Origin of the sequence: Chryseobacterium pennae, from assembly GCF_003385515.1 — a bacterium.
GTDB classification, from domain to species: domain Bacteria; phylum Bacteroidota; class Bacteroidia; order Flavobacteriales; family Weeksellaceae; genus Chryseobacterium; species Chryseobacterium pennae.
This window is the reverse complement of the sequence record NZ_QNVT01000001.1, coordinates 57847-82324: the sequence shown is the minus strand read 5'-3', so window position 1 is coordinate 82324 and position 24478 is coordinate 57847. Positions and strand designations below refer to the sequence as shown.

Genomic DNA, 24478 nt, shown 5'->3' with positions numbered 1-24478 from the left:
CATGATTGATATACTTCTGAATAATGACAACGATATTTCCATTGTAAACGGTGATTTTCAGATTGGAGAATCAGAGCAGCAGGAAATTGAAAGTATACTTATTGCCTTTAAAGGAGAATTTAAAAATACTCCGCTTTTGGGTGCCGAAGTTCCCAGAATGTTAAAGGCTAGAAATACCAGGCAAGGGATTACCCGTGAGATTAACGAGCAATTAAAATATGATGGTTTTAGCCGTATTGATTTCAAAATTGAAGATGCTGAAAATTTCACCATAAACGCCCAAAGAGATGCCCCTTAATAAACCACAATTAATAAACAGGCTTAAAGCTATTTTAAGTAAACCTAAAACGACAGGCAACGTTGACACAGCAGCTCAGGAACTGGCAGATGCTTTTGAGGAATTTGTCAGAAGTGGTACGGTTACAGGAGTTTGTAGTGGTGCGGGAGGGCCTTTAACACAAGGAAAGGTAACGTAATGGAAGAAATTATTTTAACTCATCAGTCTATTCTGGATATTGCCATACAGCATACCGGAACCGTTGAGAATTGTTTTGCCATCGCCGTATCCAATGGTTTTTCGGTTTCCGATATATTGTCCGCCGGATCACTTGCTGAGATTCCTGAGGATATTTTAAAGAATACCGATGTCCTGAATGAGTACTATGCTAAGAAAATACAGCCCGCGACGGGCTTTACAACAGGAGAAAATAGTGAAATACCAACATTAAAAGGTATCGGATATATGCAGATTGAAAACGGATTTAAAGTAAGTTAAGATGAATAATACACTTCAGGAATTAATCGGACTAATCCTATCAATAAAAGAAGCTAACCCTTTTTTAAAGGTGCTTACTTCTACATCAAAGTCAGCGGTTTGGCGTAACATTCTGGAAACTGTGGCTTTTATGATCCTTAATTTTCAGCAGGCCCTTCTGTTACACATGAAGGAGATTGACGAAAAAATAGCCAGTCAAAAAGTACCCAATGAAAAATGGTATCGCGAACGGGCGCTTTCGTTTCAGGATGGGTTTAAATTAGATCCTACTTCATACATCGGAGCGTTTCTGCCAACATATAAAGATGCAAACGAGAATGTTATAAAAGCGACAGAGCAGCAGATTGAAGATTCAAAAATTATAAAATATGCGTCAGTTACAGCTAATATCAGTGGAAACGGGGTGAAGAAAATTTCAATGAAAATAGCCGGTGAAAATATGGACGAGGTGATTTCTGACGAAAAAGCGTTAGCCTTTATGTCCTATATTGAAAGAGTACAGGCAACAGGAGACAATATCGTAGTGGTTAATTTCCTGCCTGATATCCTTTTATTAAAATATAAGATATGTTTTGATCCTTTAATCCTGCGCCCTGATGGCATGAGCATTTTGACGGGAGAATACCCTGTCAAAATCGCTATTCAGAATTTTCTAAAAAATCTGCCATTCAACGGTGAACTTTCTGTCGAAGCATTGGAAGATGTTATTCAGAAAGTTAACGGAGTTACTGATCTGCAAAAGTTAGAGGTCTCAAGCAAATGGATTGAACCAGGAACCGGATATGGATTATTTCAGCCTATTGAAATCAGCAGGATTCCAAAGTCCGGGAGATTTAAAATTGAAGACTGGGGCGCAATAGAATACATTAATTATCAACCTACCGACTCATGAAAGATGAATTATTCAACATTAATTACAAACGGTTAGCCCTTTGGTGGCTACCCACTTTCCGGAGAAAATCGGTAACCCTTCATTATGTGTGGTGCCTGATCTTTCCTCTTGAAACATTATATATTGAATTTATGAAACGGAGAAAACAAAACCTGATTAAGATGAATTTTAACTACCAGAAGTTTTCAATGGAAAGAAGGCTGAATGATGCTTTTGATCCTATTGACAGACGAATAGAAATTGTGAACGCCGTCCAGTATGAAGGAGTTTATTTATATACGGAAGCTGAAAACGATGATTTTTTTTCAAAAACACAATGGCTTTACGGAGATGAGAAGCCACTGTATTTAAGAACCGAGGCAGAATTGCACAGCGAGTATGATTTTATCGTCAGAATTCCGGCTACATCAATCAATATGCATCAACTCAGAGCCGAGATTGACTTTTACAAATTAATAAGCAAACGTTACAATATAGAAATAATACAATAATGAGAATCAATATAAAGTTTCTCCAAACTGGCGGAGTTCCCCTCACCAATGATTTAATGGATGTGCTTCAGGACGCTTACTCAATCTTTAATGTTTTGGGAGAAGTTGCAGGACATTTAACCATTTTATCGGGATGTACAATAACCGGGCAAAATGTAAGTCCGGGAATTGTAGTGATCAATGGGGATATTCTCTATTTTGAAGGAGGGATCATGAGTTCTTCCGTGTATATCCAGACGGTACAGATTACAAAAACTTTTCAGGACCAAACAGATAAAGTTCTGGTTGAAAAGAAAACCGTAAAATTTGGATTATCCACACCGGATAATATGTGGAACTGGGCGGATTTCAAAAGGCTGGACACCATCAAAGTGATTATGGAAAAGCTTGAAGAAACAGCAACACAACTGGATTTAACGGATATTAAAAAAAGGCTTGAGATCGTAGAAATGAAAACTGCTCCAATCAGGAATGAAGGTGTTGTGATGATTTGGCCTAGAAATATACCAATCCCGCTGTTCTGGAAGGAATGTACAGATTTGAGAGGAAAAACACCCATTGGCTATGATCCGAATTATGTTTATAGTAGTACTGTTCATGCCTTGGATTATCGGCTTAACCAAATGGGTGCTAACATCGGAGACCTTTCTCATAAATTGATTGTTGCGGAACTTGCCGGACATGGTCATTCAGCCTTTGTCAACAATGACTGGGGAGGCCCTTATCCATCGGTGGTCCATTCCACAGGAGGAAATTTGGGGTATGGTATAGTTGGTGGCGGAGATAACGGATGGTCATTCAGTGTAAGACATGAAGGCGGAGACAAACCCCATAATAATGTCCAGCCATCAAAAGTAGTATTATTTATAGAACCTAACTTTCCTTAAATTATGTCAACACCATTACATACGATATTCAGCTGGTTTGAAACCGGCGACTTTCCAACACAGGCACAATTTCAGGCTTCGTGGTCTTCATTCTGGCATAAGGATGACTTGGTCCCAATTTCTCAAATATCCGGGCTTACCCAGGTCATTGAGCAGATGGCAAGCTCTGAAGCCTTGCAAAATCATATTAATGATTCAAACGCACATACCGGTTATTTGGCTAAACTTGATGCCTCTAATCTGACCACGGTTAATGTAAACTCATGGAAAGAAAAACTAGGCGTTGGAGAAATTCCTGCTAACGTTGCTTTAGTGGATATGGGTGAAAATCAGTCTGTTTTCAACAAAGATCAGATCACTTCAATATGTATGCTGTTGGAAAACTATGTAAATAGTAATGGCAAAATTATGTCGGGAATGATTGAGGCTTTAGGTTTAACACAGCTGATTCCGGTAAGTGAATTTACCTTGCAGGATTTTATCGCGAATCATTCAACTTACGATTTTCAGATCAATGACATTATTGCTATCCCTTCCTCTGATCCTCAGCAGGGTTATAGACTTTATTTTTATAATGGTGGAAATAAGACCTCCGAAGACAGTTATCTGGCAACCGGTTTATCCAATGTTACCATTGCAATGGTTCAAGGATTACAGGCCGCTTTAGATAGCAATATGAATAAGCCAACGGCAAGCGGTAATTATTATGCAAGGCACTTTTTAGGACAAGCTTCATGGATTGCCATCAACCCGGCTTCAAGTTACCTGCTTTTTTGGAACGGAAATGATTTTATTGGATCTGGAATTTATACGGATGGTACAAAATTCGGAATCGGAACAACTGTACCCGCTGAAGCATTTCATCTCAATAATGGAAGACTTCGGACCAAAGCGGTTGTTTTTGATGAAAATACTGAGGCATTGCCATATCAAATTACCCATAAAAACAGACGCTATTACGGCTCTGATCTGACAGGTGCACAATATTTATTTATGTACCAAACTTATGCGGATCTGCATAATTTGCTATTGGGGCTTACTGATCCCCAGAAAGAACAAATCAGGAATGATTTACGCTTAACAGGAGAAATTTATTCCACTGGACAGCCAAGGATTGACAGTGTCATTTTACCGTTTATTGATAACTCTTATACATTTACGCAATATGTCACATTGATAGGTTTGAACCTGTTTGTTGATAATCAAACTCCAACTGCCAATCTTATAATGAAGCGTGTAAAGGATATAAATGGTAGCGTACTATCTACACCGGAAGTCTACAATATAACAAACTTCAACGTCCTACAGAGTAGTCCTAATACGCTGAATTTTGGTGTAAAATGGAATACTTACCCTGAGGGATATTATCAATTCTTTTGCACCCATAATCATCTTACTAATCCAGCCAGTCCGGAACTTTTGGTAAAGAAGGGGATTTCATTTACAACATTGAACCCGGTTTGGCAAGACTTAGCAGGAGGAGCAACTGTTGATAGCAATAATAATATTGTTTTGGGAAGTGTAGGAAGTGCAAGGACAAATGTATTGATAGATACCACACAGATGGTTAACGGGTTTGTTGCTAAATGTTCTGTATCAACTACTGTCACAAACAACGGTGCAAATTTCCCCGGACCTACGAGATTTACTCTGAAAGGAGATGATGGACTCGAATATGGGGTTTCATTAACAGGTTCTTTAGATTTTTATCCTAATACGGTAGGTGGTTTTACAACAAATGTCGACGTCATCTATATCAGTTATTACAATGGAATCCTAACCCTTAGTGCTGAAGTTAATGGTAAAACTAAAATATTTGCGGTGACTTCCATTCCTACAACACCAAGATATTTCTACGCCAGTAGAGCCGGTGGCGGGATTGGCTCATTCTCCGCAAAACCAACGCAATTATTACTATTATAAAGAATATTATTATGAAAACAGAACTTATAGTAACGCCTGAGGTTCAGGCAGTATTGGACGCCATAAAAAATACTGGTAAATCATGGCACGAGGTTGTTCTTCCGGATCATCCCATATACCCTCAATTTGCCCGCAAATTAGTGGTGACAGGTTTTAATACCCCGGATATGGAAGGTGATGAAGACCGTATTTATGTCAATGTCCGTCAATATTTAATAATAAGGGATTCTAACATTGTACATAAGCGATTAAAAATGCCCGATTGGATGATTCACGAAGGAAATATGGAGGAAATATTGGGTGAAAACGGTTTTCTAAAGGGTATTTATAGGACTACGGACGAAAACGGGCAAATTATAGAAGAAAAGGAGGAAATATTGAAAGTTCAATCGGTGCAATATGTCCGCTTTCTAATTAAAACAAAAGCTGCTCATATAGTCGACGTCTTGGAAAGATTCATGGGGCTTTATATTGCTTTGTTTGATAAAGATATAAACGAAATATAAAATGAAAGAATTATTAACAGAACCAATAATTGCTTTTATCGGAGCCTTATTAACTGGTCTTGCAGGATTTATATTCGGAAAGAGAAAACTACGGGCAGAAGTTGAGGGAATGAATGCCGATAATGAGGGTAAAGAAATTGAAAACGCTGACAAATTGGTTAAGCTCTACAAAGAGGCTTTAGATGATTTGGGCAGTCGATATGAAGCAAAGTTTAAGGAGTTTTCGGACTTATCAGATAAAAAGGTTTTGATGCTCCAGCAGCAAATTGATTTTCAGAAACGTATTAACGAGCAACTAAAAGCAGAAAAAAACCTGTTAAAAGCAGAGAATACAATGCTTAAAACGAAATTAAAAGAAAATGGCATTACCATAACATCATAAAAATAAAGAACATGGCAGATTTTAATTACAAAGAACAGCATGCTGTCATCATAAAAGTAGACAGTGAAAAGGAGCAGAAAGAACTTTTCGATAAACTTAAAAAAATGGGATTTAAAAATTTAAAAGTAGTATCCGTATGAAACCTTTAGGTTCCATTTGTCAATAAATATGAAAATAGAAATCAAATGAAAATAAAAATAAAACACACCTGCGAAAATTTTAATTCGTTCAGATCAGAAAAAGTAAAAAGCTTATTTAATGCTGAAAGCGGTCACAACTGGGAGCATACCGCTGAACTTCCAATTGAAGATGAAGGGTGGCAAATTGGAATTATTGTTGGGGCTTCAGGAAGCGGCAAAACGTCAATAGGCAGCCAAATTTGGAAAAATGGAATTGTAAACCTTGCTGAAGGTTGGAATCCGAACCTCCCCATCATTGAAGACATATCACCGGACTCAGATATGAATACAGTAACAAGCGCGTTATCAGCCGTTGGATTGGGTGATGTTCCTGCCTGGCTCCGACCTTTTAAGGTTCTAAGCAATGGTGAACAGTTCCGGGCGGGGCTTGCCCGTCTCATTTGTGAGGCTCCGGATAAAGTTGTCATCGATGAATTTACTTCTGTTGTAGACAGGCAAATTGCTAAAATTGGAGCTTCCGCCTTTTCCAAAGCTTGGCGGAAAATAAAGGAAAAACAAATTGTATTATTATCATGCCATTATGATATTGTTGAATGGCTGCAACCTGATTGGGTATATGACACCCGGACAGGTGAAGTAAAAAAAAAGCCTCAAAACGGCCTCCTATCAAACTCGACATTTGGAAGGTCGACGGAAGTTACTGGAAGTTTTTTAAACAACATTATTATTTAGATTTAAAGCATCCTCCTTGTGCTGAATATTTTGTCGGAACTGTAGATGGAGAATTGGTTTGCCACATTGCAGTTTGCCCATCATTTCAAACTAAAGGTTACAGGGCCACCCGCTTAGTTGTGATGCCTGAATGGCAAGGTGCGGGAGTAGGTACAGCTTTTTTAAATCAAATTATGCAGTATCATTTGGAGGGTAAAGGAAGATGCCAAAGAAAATATCCAACCTATTTTCATACCTCACACCCTCAACTTTGCGGGTATTTAAGGAATTCTAAAAAATGGAAACAGGTTTCTGCAAAACTTACCGGAGATAATAAAGCCCGAAGTATTAAATCAATGTACAATACCGGAAAAGGGTTTGATGGTGGAAAGAAAAAAACAACCGGAGGATTTGGTGGACATTTTAGAGCAATACAGGGATTCAAATATTTAGGAAATGAAGAAATTTAGAGTTTTTATATCTGGTCAGAAATTCTTTGCTGAAGAAGTTTTCAGGCTTTGCCAGAAATTAGACATTGAGATTGTCGGGGTTTGCTGCCCTTTGGATGATAAGTATATTGGAAAAGCCGCCCGGCGTTGGAATATCCCCATTATTCCCGCCAGAAGTCTGAACGCTGATAATATACCAGAGTGTGATTTGGGGATTACCGCACACTCTTTTGATTATATTGGGAAGAAAACCAGGTATATTCCGCGTTTGGGTTGGTTAGGATATCACCCGTCATTGTTGCCAAGGCATCGTGGGCGCAGTTCTATTGAATGGGCAATCAGAATGAAGGAACCTATTACTGGAGGGACGGTATTTTGGCTTAATGCAGGGATTGACAGAGGAGACATAGCTTATCAGGATTGGTGCTGGATACCTCCGGAATATCATTTAAGCCCTCAAAAATCGGCTGCAAGCCTTTGGCGCGACACATTACTCCCAATGGGGTTAAAACTCTTTGAAAGAGCCCTTAACGACATTTTAAATGGAGTTATCAAAAGAACACCTCAAGACAAAAGATTCAGCAGCTTTGAGCCGGATACCAATGTAAAAGATATTTACAGACCTGATCTGTTAATGATCGAATATGCAAACAGCCACAACTAAGTGGCTGCTTTTTTTATATCTTTGAGTTTATATTTTTTTCGGCAATTTGGAAATGGCCTTCAGGCTTTTTGGAATTGTTGATTGTAATTATTTAGTTCCATAATTTTATTCAATAGTATTAATTTCAATTGATCATTAAAATGAAATCTCCATTTATTTTGACGGCTTTGCTGTCAATTATCCTGTTGTCATGTGCAAAAGAACCTCAGGTAAAACATAAAAGTAATATGACTTCTTCAGGGGAAAATATTAAAATACAGGTAGTGAATGAAGAAGATCCCATCTGTCACATGAAGACGGCAGGATTTCTAAAAGATACAGCAGTATATAAAAATAAGACATATGGCTTCTGTAGTTCCTATTGTAAAGATGAATTCAAGAAAAATCCTGAAAGCTATGCCCAAAAATAAGCAGAACAATAAGAGCAAGGTGATTATCCCGATTGCCGTTATTGCATTACTTTTCCTGGGAATAGGAATTGGGATGGGATATTTTAAAAAGAATCTTTATACGGTGATGAAAGTTCCTGATTTTGAACTTACCGATCAGAACGGTAAAAAAATCACCAATAAAGATATGCTGGGGAAAGTGTACCTGGTAGAGTTTTTTTACAGTAAATGTCCTACGATTTGCCCAGTGATGAATACGAATATGAAGGCGATTCAAAATCAGATCAATAATCCTGAATTCGGAATCATTTCCATCAGCATTGACCCGGAAAATGATACGCCGGAAGCATTAAAAGAACATGCACAAAGAATTGGAGCGAAATCTTCCAACTGGCATTTTCTTACTGGTGACAGAACGTATATCGGCAAACTTGCCGATCACTTCAATATCTATGTGGGAGAAAAGGAAGATGAGGCAGAAAGTCTTAACCACAGCGGGATGATTGCGTTAGTAGATGAAAAAGGAAATATCCGTTGCAGATACAATAACGATAATATGCCGATCCTTTATTATTCAGGATTGAATTATGAAGATCCGGAGGGAAAAACGCCCAAATTAACCGGAAAATATCACCCGGATAGAGAAATTCTGATTGAAGACATTAAGAAGTTATTAGATTAGGAGGGAAGAAAGGAAGCCGGAAGTACTTTTCGTTAAGTACTTCTATAGTTGTTTTTAAAATTTCAAGTACTTCCATCTTACAGCCTCCATCCTTCAAAAAAAAATATTGTTAAACCATATAACAAAACATTATGAAGATTATGAAAATAGCTGCTTTAGGAGCAGTATTTGCGGCTCAGTTTACACTGGCTCAATTTAAGCAAACACCTTTACCGTATGCTTATAACGCATTGGAAGGATCAATAGATGCGCAGACAATGGAAATCCATTATTCAAAGCATGGTGCTGCATATGCCGCCAACTTGAATAAGGCCATCGCCGGAACCCCACAGGAAAAAGAAACTTTGATTAAGATTCTTTCCGAGACGTCCAAATTAAGTCCTGCTGTAAGAAATAATGCAGGTGGACATTATAACCATGAGCTTTTCTGGACTATCCTTACTCCTGAAAAAAATACCCAACCCTCTGCAAAATTAGCAAAGGCTATTAATGAAACTTTCGGAAGTCTGGATGCTTTCAAAGAAAAAATGAGCAAGGCTGGTGCAGACCGTTTCGGATCAGGGTGGGCATGGCTTTCTGTGGATAAAAACGGAAAACTTTTCGTTTCCTCTACTCCCAATCAGGACAATCCTTTGATGGATATCGTAGAAGAAAAAGGAACTCCTATCCTTGGAATAGATGTTTGGGAGCATGCTTACTACCTGAAATATCAGAACAAGAGAGCAGATTATCTTTCAGCAATCTGGAATGTTCTGAACTGGAAAGAAGTCAGCAAAAGATATGAAGAGGCTCTAAGCAAGAAATAATTCATGAAATTCATTTACAGCATACTTTTTATAGGCTATATGGTGTTCAGACCTCTGATACCTCTGGCTGAGTATGCTGTAAATTATGATTATATCGTTAATACTCTTTGTGTCAATAAAACTAAGCCGGAACTCCATTGTAACGGAAAATGTTACCTGAGTAAAGAGCTTGCAAAAGCCAATAATGAGACAGAATCCACTCCTTTCAATAAAATAAAAAACTCAGGGCAGAAAATTCTTGATATCTATACACTTCCTGAGATTACAGAGGTTACCCTCCCTGGAAAAATTATACTTTCCAATTTCAACTTTATCTATGAAACAGCTTATTCTTTTCTGTTTCTGAATTTCATTTTCAAACCACCGGTTTTTTAAATTTTATCTATAAAATACTACCACAAAAGTTTATTTAAGAATGCTTAAGTAAGCTAAAATATTTATGGGCGAAAAGTTCACAAAACTTGAAAATATTTGATTTTCAAAAAAGCTTAGGTATACTTCTAAACGGTTTATTGATCAGCTTTAAAAATCTTTTGTGGTAAAAAATATTGGATGTTTCTGCATTCAATGTATATCTATTGTATTTACCAACTAAAAAATCAACAATGAAAATATATCAACTTTTCGTAGTGAGTATCCTGTTGATGGCTATTTCCTGCACCCTCGATAAAACGGATTATGAAAGCGAAATCAATACAGCCGTTCCGGAACACTATGAGTTTAAAGAAGCAACGGCTATCAATAAAGATCAATATAAAATAAGCATTGAGACTTTAAACGGAACATTTTACCAGGGGTATAATGAAATCAGAGTAAAGATTACCAATACTCAGACTAATGAAAATATCAATGCTTCAAACATTACTTTTTTACCCATCATGACGAATGCTGATGGAAGTAAAACATCATGCCCTTATCAATACGCTTTGGATTATAAACCGGAGGGAAAGTATTATTCAGGATATTCTGTATTTACGGATAAAAGTAATTCCACTCTAAGCTGGAAACTTTATATGAGTTTCAACGTGAAAGAGGTAACATATACGGTCAATAAAGATATTGCGGTCAATGAGCAAAGCAATAAGAATCTTAATATGACTTCGTTTACAGGAAATGATGGCGGGCAATATTATATTGCACTTATTGCCCCTCAAAAACCTAAAGTGGCGGAAAACAAATTGGTAGCAGGAATTTATAAATATAATAAACCTACTATTCCTGCCGGAAATTTTCCCGATCCTTCACAGTTTTCATATTCAGTGGTAAATGGATATACACTGCAATTGGATCCGAGAATGCCGGAACCATCAATGGGGAATCATTCCTCTCCTAATAATCAGGATTTAATACATGGGGATGACGGACTGTATCATGGTATTGTCAACTATACAATGACAGGAAACTGGACCTTAAATTTTATCATGCTGAATCAAAATGGCAAGATCGTTAAGGGAACTAAGGTTTCAACAGATTTTACACCTGGTGTTCCGGGAACCAAAAGTGAACTGTTTATTGATACTTTATTCTGATTTTATGAAGCAGTTCGGAATTATATTGATCTTTTTGGGAGTGACAATCAATGCACAACACCAAAAAGTAAAAAAAGACAGTATTGCCCATTTAGCTGAGGTAAAAGTAAAAAGCAATAAAAAGAAGATTGAAACGGATATGAAAATGGCTGTTTCAGTGGATGAATTTCTGGCATCTTCTGATAAAATAAGCTTTATAAAACGGGGTGCATATGCATGGGAACCTTTACTCAATAATATGAGTACGGAAAGATCTGTCATTACCCTTGATGGAATGCGCATCTTTGGAGCCTGTACTGATAAAATGGATCCTGTTACCTCGTATATGGAAAGCAATAATCTTTCAGGGATAGATATAAAATCAGGTCAGGAAGGGAGTTCACACGGAGCAACAGTAGCCGGAAGTATTGATCTGAAAAGAAAAAGTACCTCTTTTGGTCTTGAAAAAAAATGGAATGGAACTTATCAGACAGGTTTTGAATTCAATAATAAACAGTTTTTCAATCTTGGAAATATTTCCTATTCCGGGAAAAAGCTTGTGGTAGATGGGAGTATCTCATTCCGGAAAGCTGGTAATTATTATGACGGAAACGATGCCGAAGTGAATCACTCTCAATATAATAAGTTCAATACCGGAATTGGAATAGCTTACAAAGCAAGTCCTTTATCTTCAATTAAAGTGGATGCTATTTTTGATATGGCAAAAAATGTCGGATTTCCCGCACTACCAATGGATTTATGGCTTTCCAGGGCAGTGATTACTTCAGCGTCTTACAGGCAATTGTTTAAAGAAGGATTAATAAAATCCTGGGATACAAAAATCTATTTCAATACCATTGAACATTATATGGATGATACCAACCGCCCTGAAAATCTGGTACACATGGATATGCCGGGCTGGAGTACTACCTATGGTTTGGTTTCTTCAATGAACCTCACTAAGGAAAGGTATACCTCAGACATAGAGCTCAATGCCTACAATAATACATCTATTGCAGAAATGCGGATGTATCCGCAGGATAGAAAGAACAGAACTATGTTTGCCTATAGCTGGCCTTGGGTGACTACCCGTTTTGCCAGCCTTTCGATGAATAATAAATGGGATATCTCAGATAAAAGCCGGTTGAGTTTCGGAGGATCATTAGGGCTGAATTATAATGAGTCTAAATATGCCGAATTTAACTGGATCTTCCATCCGGGAGCATCACAGCAAAAAACAAGAATTCTTCCCAGTTTACATGCAGGTTACCAATTTACCAATCATCATTTCAATTTTTCTGTAGGAACTGGTTACGGGCACAGAGCACCTTCCGTTTCAGAAGGATATGGATATTATATTTATAACAGCTTTGACCGCTATGACTATATTGGAAACCCTGATTTAAAAAATGAAATTTCTTACGAAACCAATGCCAGTGCAGGTTTTAAAAATGAAAAAATGAGTATTGAAGCCAAAGTAAATTACTTCTATATTCAGAATTATATTATCGGAAAAATTTTAAGTCTGGGAAGCCCTATGAATTATCAATCCGTAGGAGTGAAGGCTTATACTTCACTGGATCATGCGACCCTCTTTAATATGTCTCTGAATGCAAATTATAGCATTATCCCGGATTTACATTGGAAAGGAACGATAACCTATGCAAGAGGAAGGGATGATAGAGGAAAAAACCTGCCTTTTATCCGTCCTTTAAGCTATCTGACCTCTTTACATTATACCCATCGTAATTTTGGAATTCAGACCTCTGTAAACGGAGATTTTATCCAGCTCAATTACAGTCCGGAATATGGAGAAGATCAGACATCTGCCTATACTGTATGGAACTTTTCTGTAGATTATACCTTCAGGATTAAAAACCTTAAAACTGTTTTTCAGGTAGGAGCAGAAAACCTGTTAAACAAATATTACAGCACCTATGCAGACTGGGGAAATATCCCTAGAATGGGTCGTAACATCTTCACGTCTTTAAAATTCAGTTTTTAAGGATTATAAAACTTTAATTAAAACAACAACTAAAATTTTTAAAATGCAAAACTTAAAACAATATCTACTATTATCAGCTTTTTCATTAGGGGTAATATCCTGCCAAAGCAGTGATGATAATCCTGTTGCCAATAATGTTACCCTTGAATTTAATAATACGTTTAAAAATGAAACAATTGTTCTTGGAAATGCCACTTCCGGAACAGCGACTACCAATACCTCAGCAGAAGGGCAGGTTCATCATTTCTCAGAATTGAAATATGTGATCAGTAATATTCGTCTGGTAAAAGCAGATGGAAATGAAGTTCCTTATAAAGTTAATGATCTGGACCAGGGTGCTACCGTGATTGACCAATCAAAACCGGAAACCCTCCATTATTTATTAAGTAATATACCTGCCGGAGAATATAAAAGAATCAAATTCGGATTAGGCGTAAAAAAAGACCTGAATGTGCTGGATCAGGTGAGATTTCCAAAATTTTACGCCATTGCAGGTTCCAATGATACCCAGATGATGTGGGAATGGGGAGCCGGTTATCGTTTTACAAAAATCGAAGGTTTTTATGGAGTAGATAACAAACAGATGTCTATCCACACTGGGAGCACAATAAAAGGATCAGAAGGTAATTTCACTCAGGGAGTAGATGCATACAGAGAGGTTACTTTGAATCTTCCCCACAATGCCATAGTGGATAACAAAGCTCCTAAAATTATTATTAAAGCAGATTTTGATAAGCTGTTGACGGGTAAAATCAATACGATTGTATTGGTTACCGGAACAGGATCAGATGGGAATGCCACTCCGAATATTCATACTGCTAATCAAATGGTGAAATTTGTTGATAACCTCGGAGGAAACGGTTCAAGTGATATTTCCGGAATGTTTTCAGTAAGTACTGTTGAAAACTAAACTTTTTTCTATTGCAATGAAAAAAGTATTAAGCGTTTTAGTAATTATTATTCTATTCATATCTTGTAATAATGATCGTTACGAACCTATTTCTGACGATAATCCACAGGTCTTGCTCAATATTCCGTCTGGGTTTCCGGAACTAAACAATTCGGTGAACTCTAACAGGCCTACAAAATATGGAGTAGAGTTGGGGGAAAAATTATTTAATGAGAAAAGGTTAAGTGCAGATAATACTATTTCCTGTTCCAGCTGTCATATTCAGGGAAATGCTTTTGCAGATCATAATGCACAGGGAATAGGAATTCAGAATAGAGTAGGGTTGCGAAATGTTCCCGCTATTCAGAATATGCTCTTTATGAAGTTTTATAATTGGGATGGCAATATCCTTCAACTAGAAAATCAACCCTTGGTTCCTATTATCACTCATGAAGAAATGGGGTCTTCTATTCTGGAGGTGATAGGGAAAATAAAGGATGATATGATGTATAAAGATCTATTCCGAAAAGCATTTGGAGACGAAGTTATTACTGCTGAAAGAATTTATAAAAGTATTGCACAGTATGAGTACACGTTGATTTCTGCCAATAGTAAGTATGATAAGGTAAAAAGAAAAGAAGGAGAAACTTTTACTGATAATGAAGCGCAGGGATATCAGACTTTTCAACAGAAATGTGCGGGTTGTCATAATACAGAGTTGTTTACTGATCAGAGTTTCAGGAATATTGGGTTTCCTGTAAATCCGGATACCAATGAAGCCGGCCGTGGAAGGGTTACGGGTATTCCTGCAGACTATATGAGTTTTCGGGTTCCTTCTTTGAGAAATGTAGAATATACAGCACCTTATGGAAGTTATGGACAGTTCCCAACATTAAGGGCAGTCCTTGATTATTTTGACAAAGGTGTTTTATCTGCAGATAACCTTGATCCTGTTCTTAAAAATAATGGAAACAGAATTCCTCTCTCGGAACAGGAAAAGACAAATCTTATCCTGTTTATGAAAACGCTTAGTGATCGTGAATTTGTAAAAAAATAATCACGGGTAAAAACAGAAAAAACTCAACAAAAATTGATTGCTTAAATCCCGTTAAAACCTAACGGGATTTTTCATGTTTACTGATTGATAATCATTTTATTCTGCGTGCCATCGTATCTGGTGAGAATTTTATATCTTTGCCGGAATTTGGTGAGCCATAATAAGCTCTTAAAAGGGAATCCGGTGAAAATCCGGAGCAGACCCGCTGCTGTAAGCTCCGCACCAAAGTTTTTGAAGAATAGATCCACTGTTTTTAGGAATGGGAAGGATTTCAAAAACGGAGTAAGTCAGAAGACCTGCCAGAAATAATAAACGTTTGACGCTTTCGTGGAATAAAGCTTAGGACAACAATGATTCTGTGCAGTAACAGCTGTGCTTTGTCGTTGCTTTTCTTATATCCATTAGCGTCATCATGATCCATGAATGAGCTAATGATAGCAAAACTAAGTACATTTCAATTCCATAAAACTGTTTTCACGGTATTCGTGTTAACTTCTCAGATTCTGTTTTCTCAAACCAGAAAAAAAGACAGTATCAAAGGAGAAGTCATAAAGACTGTCAATATTTACAAAAAGAATTTTAAAGAAATCCTTCCGGCTCAGGTCTTACAGGGGGAAGAACTGGAAAGGCTCAACAGTCATTCTGTTGCTGATGCCTTACGCTATTTCTCCGGAGTTCAGATTAAAGATTACGGTGGAATGGGTGGTTTGAAGACGGTCAATATCCGAAGTATGGGAAGCCAGCATGTAGGTGTTTTCTATGATGGAATCCAGCTGGGAAATGCTCAGAACGGAGTGGTCGATTTGGGAAGATATTCTCTGGATGATCTGGAAGAGATCTCGTTGTACAATGGTCAGAAAAGTGAGATTTTTCAACCGGCAAAAGACTTCGGATCGTCAGGATCTATTTATTTACAACCAAAAACGCCGGTATTCACAGGAAACAGGAAAACCAATCTTCTGATAAGAGCAAAAAGTGCTTCTATTGATTTATTTAATCCTTCTTTTCGCTTAGAGCAAAAGATTTCAAAAAGAGTTTCAGCAAGCGTCAGTGCGGAATTTCTCCAAAGCGATGGGCTTTACAAGTTCCACTATAGCAGGAAATATCCTAATGGGGCTACTGCTTCTGATACCATTTCCAAAAGATATGACTCCGACATTAAAGCAAAGCGTTTTGAAACCGCTATTAATGGAACTTTAAATAACGGAAGCTGGAATATACGTGGGTATGGTTATATTTCAAACCGTGGTATTCCGGCGCCCATTGTGAAGAACCGTTTTAAGGCAAGAGGAGCAAGAATGCTTGATGAAAATTATTTTGTTCAGGCCAATTTCAGGAAAAAGCTGTTTCCTAAGCTTGAAACTCAGCTGAAGGCGAAGTTTGCTTACGATTACACTTATTTTAACGATACGGTATTGTCTCAGTCTGCGATGCCCGCTATCAATACCTATATTCAACGGGAGGTTTATCTTTCCTCTTCCAATGTATACTCCATCACTCCTAATTGGGATGTCAGTCTGAATGGAGATTTTCAGTACAATAATCTGGATGCTAATTTGTATAATTTTTCATATCCTACCCGCTATACTACGCTTGTAGCTTTAGCTTCTACCTATCAATGGAACAGATTTAAGTTTTTAGGAAGCCTTTTAGGGACATTTACCTTTGAGGAAGTAAAAATGAATAAGCGCCCTGATGACAGGAGAGAATGGACACCCGCTTTCTTTATGAGCTATCAGCCGGAAGCAATACCAGAGCTTACCCTCAGAGCTTTCTATAAAAATATTTTCAGATTACCAACCTTTAATGACCTGTATTATACGAGTGTTGGAAATACCTATCTGCAACCAGAGTTTACCCATCAGTATGACGTAGGATTTACCTATCAGAAAAGGTATGATCATTCCCTGTTTAAAGGTCTTTATGTAAAAGTGGACGGATATTATAACAAAGTAAAAGATAAAATTGTAGCAGTACCTACCACTAATATGTTTCGCTGGATGATGGTGAATCTTGGGAAGGTTGAAATCATTGGAGCAGATGTTAATGTGCAGGCTGAAATGATGTTGGGGAATGTAAAAATTAAACCATTATTATCATATACCTATCAGAGTGCTCAGGATAAAACAAACAATGCCGGGGATAAAGAAACCTATTATGGAGAACAAATTCCTTATACGCCATGGCATAGCGGATCCTTTACCCTAATGGCTGATTATAAAGACTGGAGCTTCAACTACAGTACAATCTATGTAGGGAAAAGATATGACGGGCAGCTGGATAATATTCAGTATAATTTTATTCAGCCCTGGTATACCCACGATCTTTCTATTCAGAGAAAACTGAGCCTGGCCGGACATCCTTTTAAAATCAATCTGGAAATGAATAATGTTTTTAACCAGTACTATGATGTGGTAATCAATTATCCTATGCCGGGAAGAAACTTCAGACTCACTTTAAACTTTAATTTATGAAAAAGCTAAATATTTGTTTCCTGTTTTTGACATTAATTGCCCTGGTTTCCTGTCGCACCGATGATGTCATTATTCCTATGGAAGTTGTGGAAGGGCTTAACCCTGTGGAGAATACAGCAATAAAAGGATTCTATGTATTGAATGAAGGAAATATGGGAAGCAATAAATGCACCCTTGATTTTTTTGATTACACCAAAGGAACCTATTTCAGAAATATCTATTCCGAGATCAATCCAAACGTTTTAAAAGAGTTGGGTGACGTAGGAAATGATATTAAAATCTATGGCAGTAAGCTCTACATTGTGGTTAATGTTTCCAATACCATCGAAGTGCTGGATGCCAAAACGGCCAAACATATCAAGTCTATTTATCTACAGAACTGCAGATACATGACCTTTAAAGGTGGGAAAGCCTATGCCAGCAGCTATGCTGGTCCTGTGGATATCAATCCGTTAGCACCTAAAGGAAAAGTAGCAGAAATAGATACGGTATCGCTGACCATTCAACGTACAGCAACAGTAGGATATCAGCCTGAAGAAATGGAAATTGTGGGTAATCAATTATTTGTTGCCAATTCCGGAGGATATATGGTTCCAAATTATGACAGAACTCTTTCAGTAATTGATCTGAACACTTTTACAGAAAAGAAAAAAATTGATGTAGCCATCAACCTTCACCGTCTTAAAAAAGACAATTACGGAGATCTGTATGTAAGTTCAAGAGGAGATTATTACAACGTTCCTTCCAATTTATATCTGGTAGATGCGGCAACAGGAGTGATCAAGAAAGACTTTCATATTGCCGTTAGTGAAATGACCATCGTAAATGATAAACTGTATTATTACGGAAATGAATTCAATTACAATACTCACGCGTATGTAAAAACATTTGGAATCATAGATGTAAAGACCGAACAGGTTATTTCCAACAGGATTATTGATAAGGAGTATGAAACAATCATTAAAACGCCTTACGGAATAGCAGTAAACCCAATTACCGAAGATATTTATATGACAGATGCCAGAAACTATGTGTCCATGGGATTTGTATACTGTTTTGATAAAAACGGACATTTTAAATGGAAGACTGAAGGCGGAAATATCCCTGCCCATTTTGCCTTTTTATATAATTAAATGAAACTGATCAACATGAATAAAAAAACTATTAATTATTTAACAGCCGGGTTTTTATCCCTTCTGTTTGTAGGAATGCTTGCTTCTTGTCAACATGATGATGAGGTTGCAGCACCTATCGATCCGGAAGTAATACCTCCAACGTTTAAAGGATTAGATACTGCTTATACCATTGAACGCTTCAGAGTATTGAGTATTCCTACGAATATTTCCGGAAACATCACCTGGAGCATTAATGATTCCATCATTTCCCAGAATTCAGAACTGGAATTTATCAGCACCAAGACCGCTATTTACCCTTTAACATTAAAAGTAGGAACTGATAAAGTATTTCATTCTAAAATCAAAGTGACTAAGGAAGCAGGAACACTAAGTAAATATATTTCTAAAGTATTTGACTTTCGTCCGGCTGTAGGACAGTTTATGAATGAAATTCCTGAATTCGATCAGGGAAATACAACCGCAGATATGATCAAAAAAGCCAATAACTATCTGGTAGGATCTAATTCCTCTATGGTAAGTCTTGGAGGTTTTGGAGGATATGTCGTATTTGGTTTTGACCATACCATTCCCAATATGGAAGGAAGAGATTTTAAGGTCTTAGGAAATGCATTTTTCGGAAACTCTGCCAATGATCCCCGCTCAGGAAGCTGTGAGCCGGGAATTATTATGGTAGCTTATGATAAAAATAAAAACGGAAAGCCTGATGATGATGAATGGTATGAAATTGCCGGAAGTGAATATTTTAAAAATACAACCACCAAAAATTACAGCATTACCTATTTCAAACCCAATGAAAATAAGACACCTGTTCCTGGAAATGATCCTTGGCAAACCGATATAGAATATATTAAATGGCAGGATAACCAGGGGAACACGGGATTTAAAACAAGAAATACTTTCCACTCACAAAGTTATTATCCTTTATGGTTTTCAGATGCCTCTTACGGGTTTACAGGAACAAGACTTAAAGATAATTTTTACGACCAAAGCGGAGCCGGGAACTATTGGGTAGGAAAATCCTACGAATTCGGATATGCAGATAATGCCCCCAATAATGATGAGGCTTCCAATATTGATATTTCATGGGCCGTTGACAGAAACGGAAAATACGTAAAACTGCCGGGAATTGATTTCGTAAAAGTATATACAGGAATAAACCAGGAAGCTGGTTGGCTGGGAGAAGTTTCTACAGAAGTGGCAGGAGCCTACGATTTGCATTTAAAAAAATAACGAACATAAAATATATTTAAATCAATAAAAATGAAAAAGTTTTACCTTTTTACCCTATTTTTTCTGTTTGCATTTTTCACGAATGCTCAGATAAAAGTACAGGGTGTACCGCGAAATGATATTTCGGGGAATAACCTTTCGAATACCATCAATAAGAATGCTGCAACGAACATCAGTTTTTCTGATATTCAGTATTGGGTAGGAACAGGTTCTAACCAGGCTGCATTCGTAGTACAGTGGAATGACAGTAAAAACCCGGACGCTTTGGTATGGGGATTCAGATGGGATGGTAATGCGACAGGTGAAGATATGCTTAAAGCCATTGCAAAGACGGACAAAAGATTCTTTACATTGCTTTATCAGGGGACTCAGTTCGGAACTGCAATAGGAGGATTGGGATTTGATTTGAATGGACAGGATTCTAACGCATTGATTAAAAGCGGTAATGCGACTTACCCTCTGTATCCTATTGATGGTATTGTAAATACAGCAGCGTATGATTTTGATGATTATTTAGCAAAAGATATCAACGATCATTGGAAATCAGGTTGGTATAATGGATTTTGGTCTTATTGGGTGAAAAATCCAGCTGATGCTGACTTCGGGTTTTCTGGTGTAGGAGCTTCCTCCCGTGCTTTAGAAAATGGATCGTGGGATGTTTGGAATTACAGCCCGGATTTTCAAACACCCGCAATATCTTCCACTCTTACACCGGTTTCCCCTTATGTAAGTTCTACCAACTTTACCAACGGATTCTTTATGGTGAATGAAGAATGGTTCGGGCACACTAATGGTTCCGTAAACTTTATAGATAATAACGGATCAATCAATTACCGTGTTTACAGTAATGCAAACAATAATAATGCTTTCGGAGCCACTACTCAATATGGAACCATCTACGGAGATAAATTTTATTTTGTATCCAAGCAGGCAGCTGATGGAGGAGATACCCAGTATACACCTGGAGGCAGACTGGTAATTGCCAATGCACAGACGATGCAGAAAATTGCAACATTTAACAATATTGGAGGTGGAGATGGAAGATCATTCTTAGGTGTAAATGAGACCAAAGGATATATTGGAGCGTCTAATGGTATTTTCTTATTTGATATTGCAAACCTACAGGTTGGTAATATGATTGCAACAACCGGTGGCGGAAGTCAGTATGCCGGGCAGATCGGAAATATGATTCGTACTTCAAAATATGTTTTTGCCATAAAGCAGTCAACAGGAATTTTAGTGATTGACCCAATTACAGATACAGTTGTCAATACTATTGCAGGTCCTTTTATTTCTGTTACTCAGGCGAAGGATGGAAGTATCTGGGCGATTCAGAGCCAGAAACTGGCCAATATTAATCCAACAACACTTGCTGTACAGTATTATAATATTCCAACTACAAAATATTCTGACTCGTGGGGAGCATGGAATGCAGGAAGTTTTACAGCTAGCAATACGGAAAACTCATTATATTGGATCAAAGCCGGATCAGGATTTAACGCGGGTAACCAGATTGTAAGATTTGATGTTACTACAAAAGAATTCAACGAAAGTTTTATTACGTTGCCTGGACAAACCGGAACTTATAAACAAATTCCTTATGGTGCAGCACTTCGTGTAAATCCGTCTACAGGAAACCTTATCCTGAATACTACGGAAAGCGGATCCTCAATACACTTCATGAAGAACTGGATTCATACATTTGATGGAAATGGTAACCTTATTAATACGAAAATATTAAATGATTACTATTGGTTCCCTTCATTGGCTGTATTCCCGGATAATACAGCTCCCGTAGTAAGCAATACATTTCCGTCACAGGTTACCGCGACTGGTATTACCACAATTGATCTGAAAACAATGGTTTCCGATGAAGACAGTTTTGGATCATCTATTGTAAAAACAATCAAATCAAACACGAATCCATCAGTAGTGTCAGCGGAAATTAATGCCAATGAAGAATTAGTGCTTACTCCAATAGGTTCAGGAACAACAGATATTGTAATCAGCTTTAATTCTAACGGTAAAGTGGTGGAAAAAATACTTAAGGTAAACAGCATTACCTCTACACTGGCAACAGCAGAGGTGAAGAAACTGGAATTCGGTATTTATCCCAATCCTGTTACAGATATTTTATATATCAAAACGCAGGAAAAAGTGGTAAATGTTTCTATTTATGATGTTTCAGGTAAACTGATCAATACTCAGTTTAACAACGGACAGGTAAATGTAAGCATCTTACCAAAAGGAATGTACATTCTAAAAGCTACAACTGAGAAAGCAGTATATCAGCAAAAACTAATTAAAAATTAATTTTAGCATAGCTAATTTTTGTTTCACTCTGACCCGGCCAGGAATTGGCCGGGTTTTTTTTATAGAAACGTTGCGTATTTTATTTGGCGTTGTCAGAAAAAGATGAAAGTTTTATGTTTTTTGTACTAAAATTGACAAAGAAGGAATGATCGAAATACAGAAGCTACGCCCTTTTAGTTATTGAGGTTGTAGGATGCGTGTAGAGTATTCGGAGTATCATAGATATTACAACTGTTGTATATAAGGTGTACGCGTATTTTTGGCGTTTGAGCGATGGGAAATATATTTTTGTTTGAAATCAAACCAAATGGAAAACAAAAGAAATTATTTATTATCCCTTGATATTCTTTGCGAATGTTTTGTTCTATCAGGTAGGTCTAGGTAGGGCCAACCCCAGGGGTGCGTTAGACATCAATTAAAGAAACCACCAATAAATGGGGTTGGTTTTCCTACCAATGCAGATCGTAAAAACATGATCAATTCAAAAGAAGGAGAGTCTGTTATAGGAACAATTATATATGATGGAACGCTTTTGCCAATACTAATGTTCAGAGATTAGATATTCATAATCAAGTAGGTTTACAGAATGTACTGGCATCCAGAACATGATGCTTATGAAGATTTTATAATTGGGACGGGAATATCCTTCAATAGGAAAACCTGTCACTGGTTTCTATTATCATTCATGAAGAAATTTGGCTTTCTATTTTGATGTGATTGGTAAACACTATCAAAACCTGAATCAGTATTGATAAATAAGCCTTTATATTCTATTTCTGCGTGATTCAAATAAGATATAATTTCTTCAAGAACATTTTCTATTTCATATAAATCATAATACTCTCCACTTTTTGGGGTTCCCATTGAAAGCATTTGTCCCTGATTATCACAGAGAAAAACAATGTTAGTCGTTTTACACTTCTTCCTACCTAGATAACCAACCCTTCTCCTCCCATTCTACTTCTGGTATAACTTCCATCAAGCTGGAGACTTGACAGGTCTAAAGCCCTTTTGTTACTGTACAAAAGATGAATCCAAATTCTCCTGAAAGAACCACCCTTGCTCCATTTATTGAAACAATAATTGATGCTTTGCCAGCTTATTTTTTCTCTTCCAAAATATTCTTTCAACCTCAATTCCCGCCATTGGCAACCTGTTTTCAATCGTTTTATTATTAGACACATAACCTGGGTTAAATCAAATTTTGTGGTAAATGCCCGTTTCCCTCTGCTTAAATGAGGTGAAATCCATTTCTCTATTTTGTTTTTGCTTTCCAGATTGTTAGTTGTTTAAATTGCAATTCAAATTTGCTGATTTTCTCGGAACTCTTTTTATCTCTAAATAAGTTTAAACAACTTCAATAGTAAGTAAGATAAAGTAAAGCGGAATTAGGGAGTGGTTTTTATAGAAAACGAAAACAAGGTTATCTTACTTTTAAACAGAAATGTATAATGTGTCATAACACAGAGTTTTTTACTGATCAAAGCTTCAGAAATGTTGGATCCATATAAACTTAAATACCAATAATAAAGTCATACCAGAAGAGTTACAACGAATAGTAAGATTGTATAGACTTTAGGATTTCTCTTTAATTAAGTATAGAATTTACCGCTTCTTATGGAAATTTCGGACAATTTACTGCTTTAATATTCGTTATTGATTATTTTGATAAAGATGTTTCGAATACAGATGACATTGATCTTTTTTTTTAAATAACAATAAAAGAATACTGCTTACCGGAAAAAGAAAGATTAATCTTATTTTGTTCATGAAAATTTATAGTAATTCAAAATTAGTTATTCGATAACTGTTGTTTTGGGATGAAATAAGTAAGTAGGACAATGGGGGAATGGCTGCTATATTGTAAAAATAATTACGAATGAAATGATCGATCAGTTAGTAATACCTGAAAATTATTCAAAAAATCTAGTACTTTTTTGGGTTTAAACGATTTTTTTTGAACGATATTAAGTTGATTTTATTTATAAAATCTTGAAAAAATGGTGAAAAAATAAATCAATATAATTGGATTTAATGCTATTGAGTGCCCATAATTATTTTGATTTTATCCTTTATTTATTGACTTCGTAGTATTGGTGTAGTGTTGAGAAATGCATTATAAACATTGATAACGATGTATGTATGTAGTGTGTGTGTTTTTGGAATATT

The 24478-nt window shown here is 36.8% G+C and carries 27 protein-coding genes and 1 riboswitch; of the genes, 25 read left to right on the top strand and 2 right to left on the bottom strand.

The window, feature by feature from the left end; genetic code table 11:
- Position 1: 1 nt before the first annotated feature.
- From DRF65_RS00390 to DRF65_RS00280, 25 genes are all read left to right on the top strand, one after another.
- Complete coding sequence (locus DRF65_RS00390) at positions 2-298, top strand: oxidase (RefSeq protein WP_115967928.1); 297 nt, start codon at positions 2-4, stop codon at positions 296-298.
- The gene (locus DRF65_RS00385; RefSeq protein ID WP_115967927.1) at positions 288-476 is read left to right on the top strand and encodes a hypothetical protein; all 189 of its coding nucleotides are present in this window, start codon (positions 288-290) and stop codon (positions 474-476) included. The genes DRF65_RS00390 and DRF65_RS00385 overlap by 11 nt, the downstream gene beginning before the upstream one ends.
- A complete protein-coding gene (locus DRF65_RS00380) occupies positions 476-775 on the top strand; it encodes a hypothetical protein (RefSeq protein WP_115967925.1) in 300 nt (99 codons plus the stop codon). The genes DRF65_RS00385 and DRF65_RS00380 overlap by 1 nt, the downstream gene beginning before the upstream one ends.
- Position 776: 1 nt before the next feature.
- Positions 777-1667 (top strand): nucleotidyltransferase, encoded by an 891-nt coding sequence (locus DRF65_RS00375; RefSeq protein ID WP_115967923.1) that lies wholly within the window; start codon positions 777-779, stop codon positions 1665-1667.
- The gene (locus DRF65_RS00370; RefSeq protein ID WP_115967922.1) at positions 1664-2158 is read left to right on the top strand and encodes a hypothetical protein; all 495 of its coding nucleotides are present in this window, start codon (positions 1664-1666) and stop codon (positions 2156-2158) included. The genes DRF65_RS00375 and DRF65_RS00370 overlap by 4 nt, the downstream gene beginning before the upstream one ends.
- Positions 2158-3045: a hypothetical protein gene (locus DRF65_RS00365; RefSeq protein WP_115967920.1), complete on the top strand. Its 888-nt coding sequence runs from the start codon at positions 2158-2160 to the stop codon at positions 3043-3045. Before DRF65_RS00370 ends, DRF65_RS00365 begins: the two co-directional genes overlap by 1 nt.
- Positions 3046-3048: 3 nt before the next feature.
- On the top strand, positions 3049-4968 hold the full coding sequence (locus DRF65_RS00360) for a hypothetical protein (RefSeq protein WP_115967919.1): 1920 nt from the start codon (positions 3049-3051) through the stop codon (positions 4966-4968).
- Between the two features lie 11 nt (positions 4969-4979).
- Positions 4980-5474 carry a hypothetical protein gene (locus tag DRF65_RS00355; RefSeq protein ID WP_115967917.1) on the top strand — a complete coding sequence of 165 codons (495 nt, stop codon included), beginning with the start codon at positions 4980-4982 and terminating at the stop codon, positions 5472-5474.
- Between the two features lies 1 nt (position 5475).
- Entirely contained in the window at positions 5476-5856 is a 381-nt protein-coding gene (locus DRF65_RS00350) for a hypothetical protein (RefSeq protein ID WP_115967915.1), read from the top strand.
- A gap of 11 nt (positions 5857-5867) precedes the next feature.
- Positions 5868-5996 carry a hypothetical protein gene (locus DRF65_RS29070; RefSeq protein WP_262511432.1) on the top strand — a complete coding sequence of 43 codons (129 nt, stop codon included), beginning with the start codon at positions 5868-5870 and terminating at the stop codon, positions 5994-5996.
- A gap of 45 nt (positions 5997-6041) precedes the next feature.
- Positions 6042-6728: a hypothetical protein gene (locus DRF65_RS28765; protein WP_228438420.1), complete on the top strand. Its 687-nt coding sequence runs from the start codon at positions 6042-6044 to the stop codon at positions 6726-6728.
- A complete protein-coding gene (locus DRF65_RS29215; RefSeq protein ID WP_394337810.1) occupies positions 6662-7177 on the top strand; it encodes a GNAT family N-acetyltransferase in 516 nt (171 codons plus the stop codon). The genes DRF65_RS28765 and DRF65_RS29215 overlap by 67 nt, the downstream gene beginning before the upstream one ends.
- Positions 7164-7820 (top strand): formyltransferase family protein, encoded by a 657-nt coding sequence (locus DRF65_RS00340; RefSeq protein WP_115967914.1) that lies wholly within the window; start codon positions 7164-7166, stop codon positions 7818-7820. Before DRF65_RS29215 ends, DRF65_RS00340 begins: the two co-directional genes overlap by 14 nt.
- A 140-nt stretch (positions 7821-7960) precedes the next feature.
- On the top strand, positions 7961-8230 hold the full coding sequence (locus DRF65_RS00335) for a YHS domain-containing protein (RefSeq protein ID WP_115967912.1): 270 nt from the start codon (positions 7961-7963) through the stop codon (positions 8228-8230).
- Positions 8217-8891 (top strand): SCO family protein, encoded by a 675-nt coding sequence (locus DRF65_RS00330; protein WP_115968631.1) that lies wholly within the window; start codon positions 8217-8219, stop codon positions 8889-8891. The genes DRF65_RS00335 and DRF65_RS00330 overlap by 14 nt, the downstream gene beginning before the upstream one ends.
- 131 nt (positions 8892-9022) lie before the next feature.
- Positions 9023-9697 (top strand): superoxide dismutase, encoded by a 675-nt coding sequence (locus DRF65_RS00325; RefSeq protein ID WP_115967911.1) that lies wholly within the window; start codon positions 9023-9025, stop codon positions 9695-9697.
- Positions 9698-9700: 3 nt separating this feature from the next.
- Positions 9701-10072: a hypothetical protein gene (locus DRF65_RS00320; RefSeq protein WP_115967909.1), complete on the top strand. Its 372-nt coding sequence runs from the start codon at positions 9701-9703 to the stop codon at positions 10070-10072.
- A 230-nt stretch (positions 10073-10302) separates the two neighbouring features.
- Positions 10303-11226, top strand: coding sequence for a hypothetical protein (locus DRF65_RS00315; RefSeq protein WP_115967908.1), 924 nt, complete (start codon positions 10303-10305; stop codon positions 11224-11226).
- 4 nt (positions 11227-11230) lie between these two features.
- Positions 11231-13210, top strand: a complete 1980-nt coding sequence (locus DRF65_RS00310) for a TonB-dependent receptor plug domain-containing protein (protein WP_115968630.1) — start codon at positions 11231-11233, stop codon at positions 13208-13210.
- Between the two features lie 43 nt (positions 13211-13253).
- Entirely contained in the window at positions 13254-14120 is an 867-nt protein-coding gene (locus tag DRF65_RS00305) for an MbnP family protein (RefSeq protein WP_115967906.1), read from the top strand.
- Between the two features lie 16 nt (positions 14121-14136).
- Complete coding sequence (locus DRF65_RS00300; protein WP_115968628.1) at positions 14137-15156, top strand: cytochrome-c peroxidase; 1020 nt, start codon at positions 14137-14139, stop codon at positions 15154-15156.
- A 131-nt stretch (positions 15157-15287) separates the two neighbouring features.
- A riboswitch (cobalamin riboswitch) is annotated at positions 15288-15474 on the top strand.
- Between the two features lie 113 nt (positions 15475-15587).
- The gene (locus DRF65_RS00295; RefSeq protein ID WP_115968626.1) at positions 15588-17630 is read left to right on the top strand and encodes a TonB-dependent receptor plug domain-containing protein; all 2043 of its coding nucleotides are present in this window, start codon (positions 15588-15590) and stop codon (positions 17628-17630) included.
- A complete protein-coding gene (locus tag DRF65_RS00290; RefSeq protein ID WP_115967904.1) occupies positions 17627-18763 on the top strand; it encodes a YncE family protein in 1137 nt (378 codons plus the stop codon). The genes DRF65_RS00295 and DRF65_RS00290 overlap by 4 nt, the downstream gene beginning before the upstream one ends.
- A 15-nt stretch (positions 18764-18778) precedes the next feature.
- A complete protein-coding gene (locus tag DRF65_RS00285) occupies positions 18779-19996 on the top strand; it encodes a cell surface protein (RefSeq protein WP_115968624.1) in 1218 nt (405 codons plus the stop codon).
- A gap of 30 nt (positions 19997-20026) precedes the next feature.
- The gene (locus DRF65_RS00280) at positions 20027-22309 is read left to right on the top strand and encodes a T9SS type A sorting domain-containing protein (protein WP_115967903.1); all 2283 of its coding nucleotides are present in this window, start codon (positions 20027-20029) and stop codon (positions 22307-22309) included.
- Between the two features lie 663 nt (positions 22310-22972).
- On the opposite strand, the gene DRF65_RS00275 is transcribed toward DRF65_RS00280, so the two are convergent.
- Both DRF65_RS00275 and DRF65_RS00270 read right to left on the bottom strand, forming a co-directional pair.
- Positions 22973-23173 carry a hypothetical protein gene (locus DRF65_RS00275; protein ID WP_115967901.1) on the bottom strand — a complete coding sequence of 67 codons (201 nt, stop codon included), beginning with the start codon at positions 23171-23173 and terminating at the stop codon, positions 22973-22975.
- A gap of 65 nt (positions 23174-23238) precedes the next feature.
- Positions 23239-23556: a transposase gene (locus tag DRF65_RS00270; protein WP_228438469.1), complete on the bottom strand. Its 318-nt coding sequence runs from the start codon at positions 23554-23556 to the stop codon at positions 23239-23241.
- Between the last annotated feature and the right edge of the window lie 922 nt (positions 23557-24478).

Bases quoted from the DNA above. Each gene is read 5' to 3' on its own strand.
- DRF65_RS00305 (WP_115967906.1), top strand. From the start codon at position 13,254: ATGCAAAACTTAAAACAATATCTACTATTATCAGCTTTTTCATTAGGG.
- DRF65_RS00330 (WP_115968631.1), top strand. From the start codon at position 8,217: ATGCCCAAAAATAAGCAGAACAATAAGAGCAAGGTGATTATCCCGATT.
- DRF65_RS00295 (WP_115968626.1), top strand. From the start codon at position 15,588: ATGATAGCAAAACTAAGTACATTTCAATTCCATAAAACTGTTTTCACG.
- DRF65_RS00350 (WP_115967915.1), top strand. From the start codon at position 5,476: ATGAAAGAATTATTAACAGAACCAATAATTGCTTTTATCGGAGCCTTA.
- DRF65_RS00380 (WP_115967925.1), top strand. From the start codon at position 476: ATGGAAGAAATTATTTTAACTCATCAGTCTATTCTGGATATTGCCATA.
- DRF65_RS00280 (WP_115967903.1), top strand. From the start codon at position 20,027: ATGAAAAAGTTTTACCTTTTTACCCTATTTTTTCTGTTTGCATTTTTC.
- DRF65_RS00325 (WP_115967911.1), top strand. From the start codon at position 9,023: ATGAAGATTATGAAAATAGCTGCTTTAGGAGCAGTATTTGCGGCTCAG.
- DRF65_RS29070 (WP_262511432.1), top strand. From the start codon at position 5,868: ATGGCAGATTTTAATTACAAAGAACAGCATGCTGTCATCATAAAAGTA.
- DRF65_RS00375 (WP_115967923.1), top strand. From the start codon at position 777: ATGAATAATACACTTCAGGAATTAATCGGACTAATCCTATCAATAAAA.
- DRF65_RS00275 (WP_115967901.1), bottom strand. From the start codon at position 23,173: ATGGGAACCCCAAAAAGTGGAGAGTATTATGATTTATATGAAATAGAA.
- DRF65_RS00300 (WP_115968628.1), top strand. From the start codon at position 14,137: ATGAAAAAAGTATTAAGCGTTTTAGTAATTATTATTCTATTCATATCT.
- DRF65_RS00370 (WP_115967922.1), top strand. From the start codon at position 1,664: ATGAAAGATGAATTATTCAACATTAATTACAAACGGTTAGCCCTTTGG.
- DRF65_RS00315 (WP_115967908.1), top strand. From the start codon at position 10,303: ATGAAAATATATCAACTTTTCGTAGTGAGTATCCTGTTGATGGCTATT.
- DRF65_RS00320 (WP_115967909.1), top strand. From the start codon at position 9,701: ATGAAATTCATTTACAGCATACTTTTTATAGGCTATATGGTGTTCAGA.
- DRF65_RS00310 (WP_115968630.1), top strand. From the start codon at position 11,231: ATGAAGCAGTTCGGAATTATATTGATCTTTTTGGGAGTGACAATCAAT.
- DRF65_RS00335 (WP_115967912.1), top strand. From the start codon at position 7,961: ATGAAATCTCCATTTATTTTGACGGCTTTGCTGTCAATTATCCTGTTG.
- DRF65_RS00355 (WP_115967917.1), top strand. From the start codon at position 4,980: ATGAAAACAGAACTTATAGTAACGCCTGAGGTTCAGGCAGTATTGGAC.
- DRF65_RS00365 (WP_115967920.1), top strand. From the start codon at position 2,158: ATGAGAATCAATATAAAGTTTCTCCAAACTGGCGGAGTTCCCCTCACC.
- DRF65_RS28765 (WP_228438420.1), top strand. From the start codon at position 6,042: ATGAAAATAAAAATAAAACACACCTGCGAAAATTTTAATTCGTTCAGA.
- DRF65_RS00390 (WP_115967928.1), top strand. From the start codon at position 2: ATGATTGATATACTTCTGAATAATGACAACGATATTTCCATTGTAAAC.
- DRF65_RS00360 (WP_115967919.1), top strand. From the start codon at position 3,049: ATGTCAACACCATTACATACGATATTCAGCTGGTTTGAAACCGGCGAC.
- DRF65_RS00340 (WP_115967914.1), top strand. From the start codon at position 7,164: ATGAAGAAATTTAGAGTTTTTATATCTGGTCAGAAATTCTTTGCTGAA.
- DRF65_RS00385 (WP_115967927.1), top strand. From the start codon at position 288: ATGCCCCTTAATAAACCACAATTAATAAACAGGCTTAAAGCTATTTTA.
- DRF65_RS00290 (WP_115967904.1), top strand. From the start codon at position 17,627: ATGAAAAAGCTAAATATTTGTTTCCTGTTTTTGACATTAATTGCCCTG.
- DRF65_RS00285 (WP_115968624.1), top strand. From the start codon at position 18,779: ATGAATAAAAAAACTATTAATTATTTAACAGCCGGGTTTTTATCCCTT.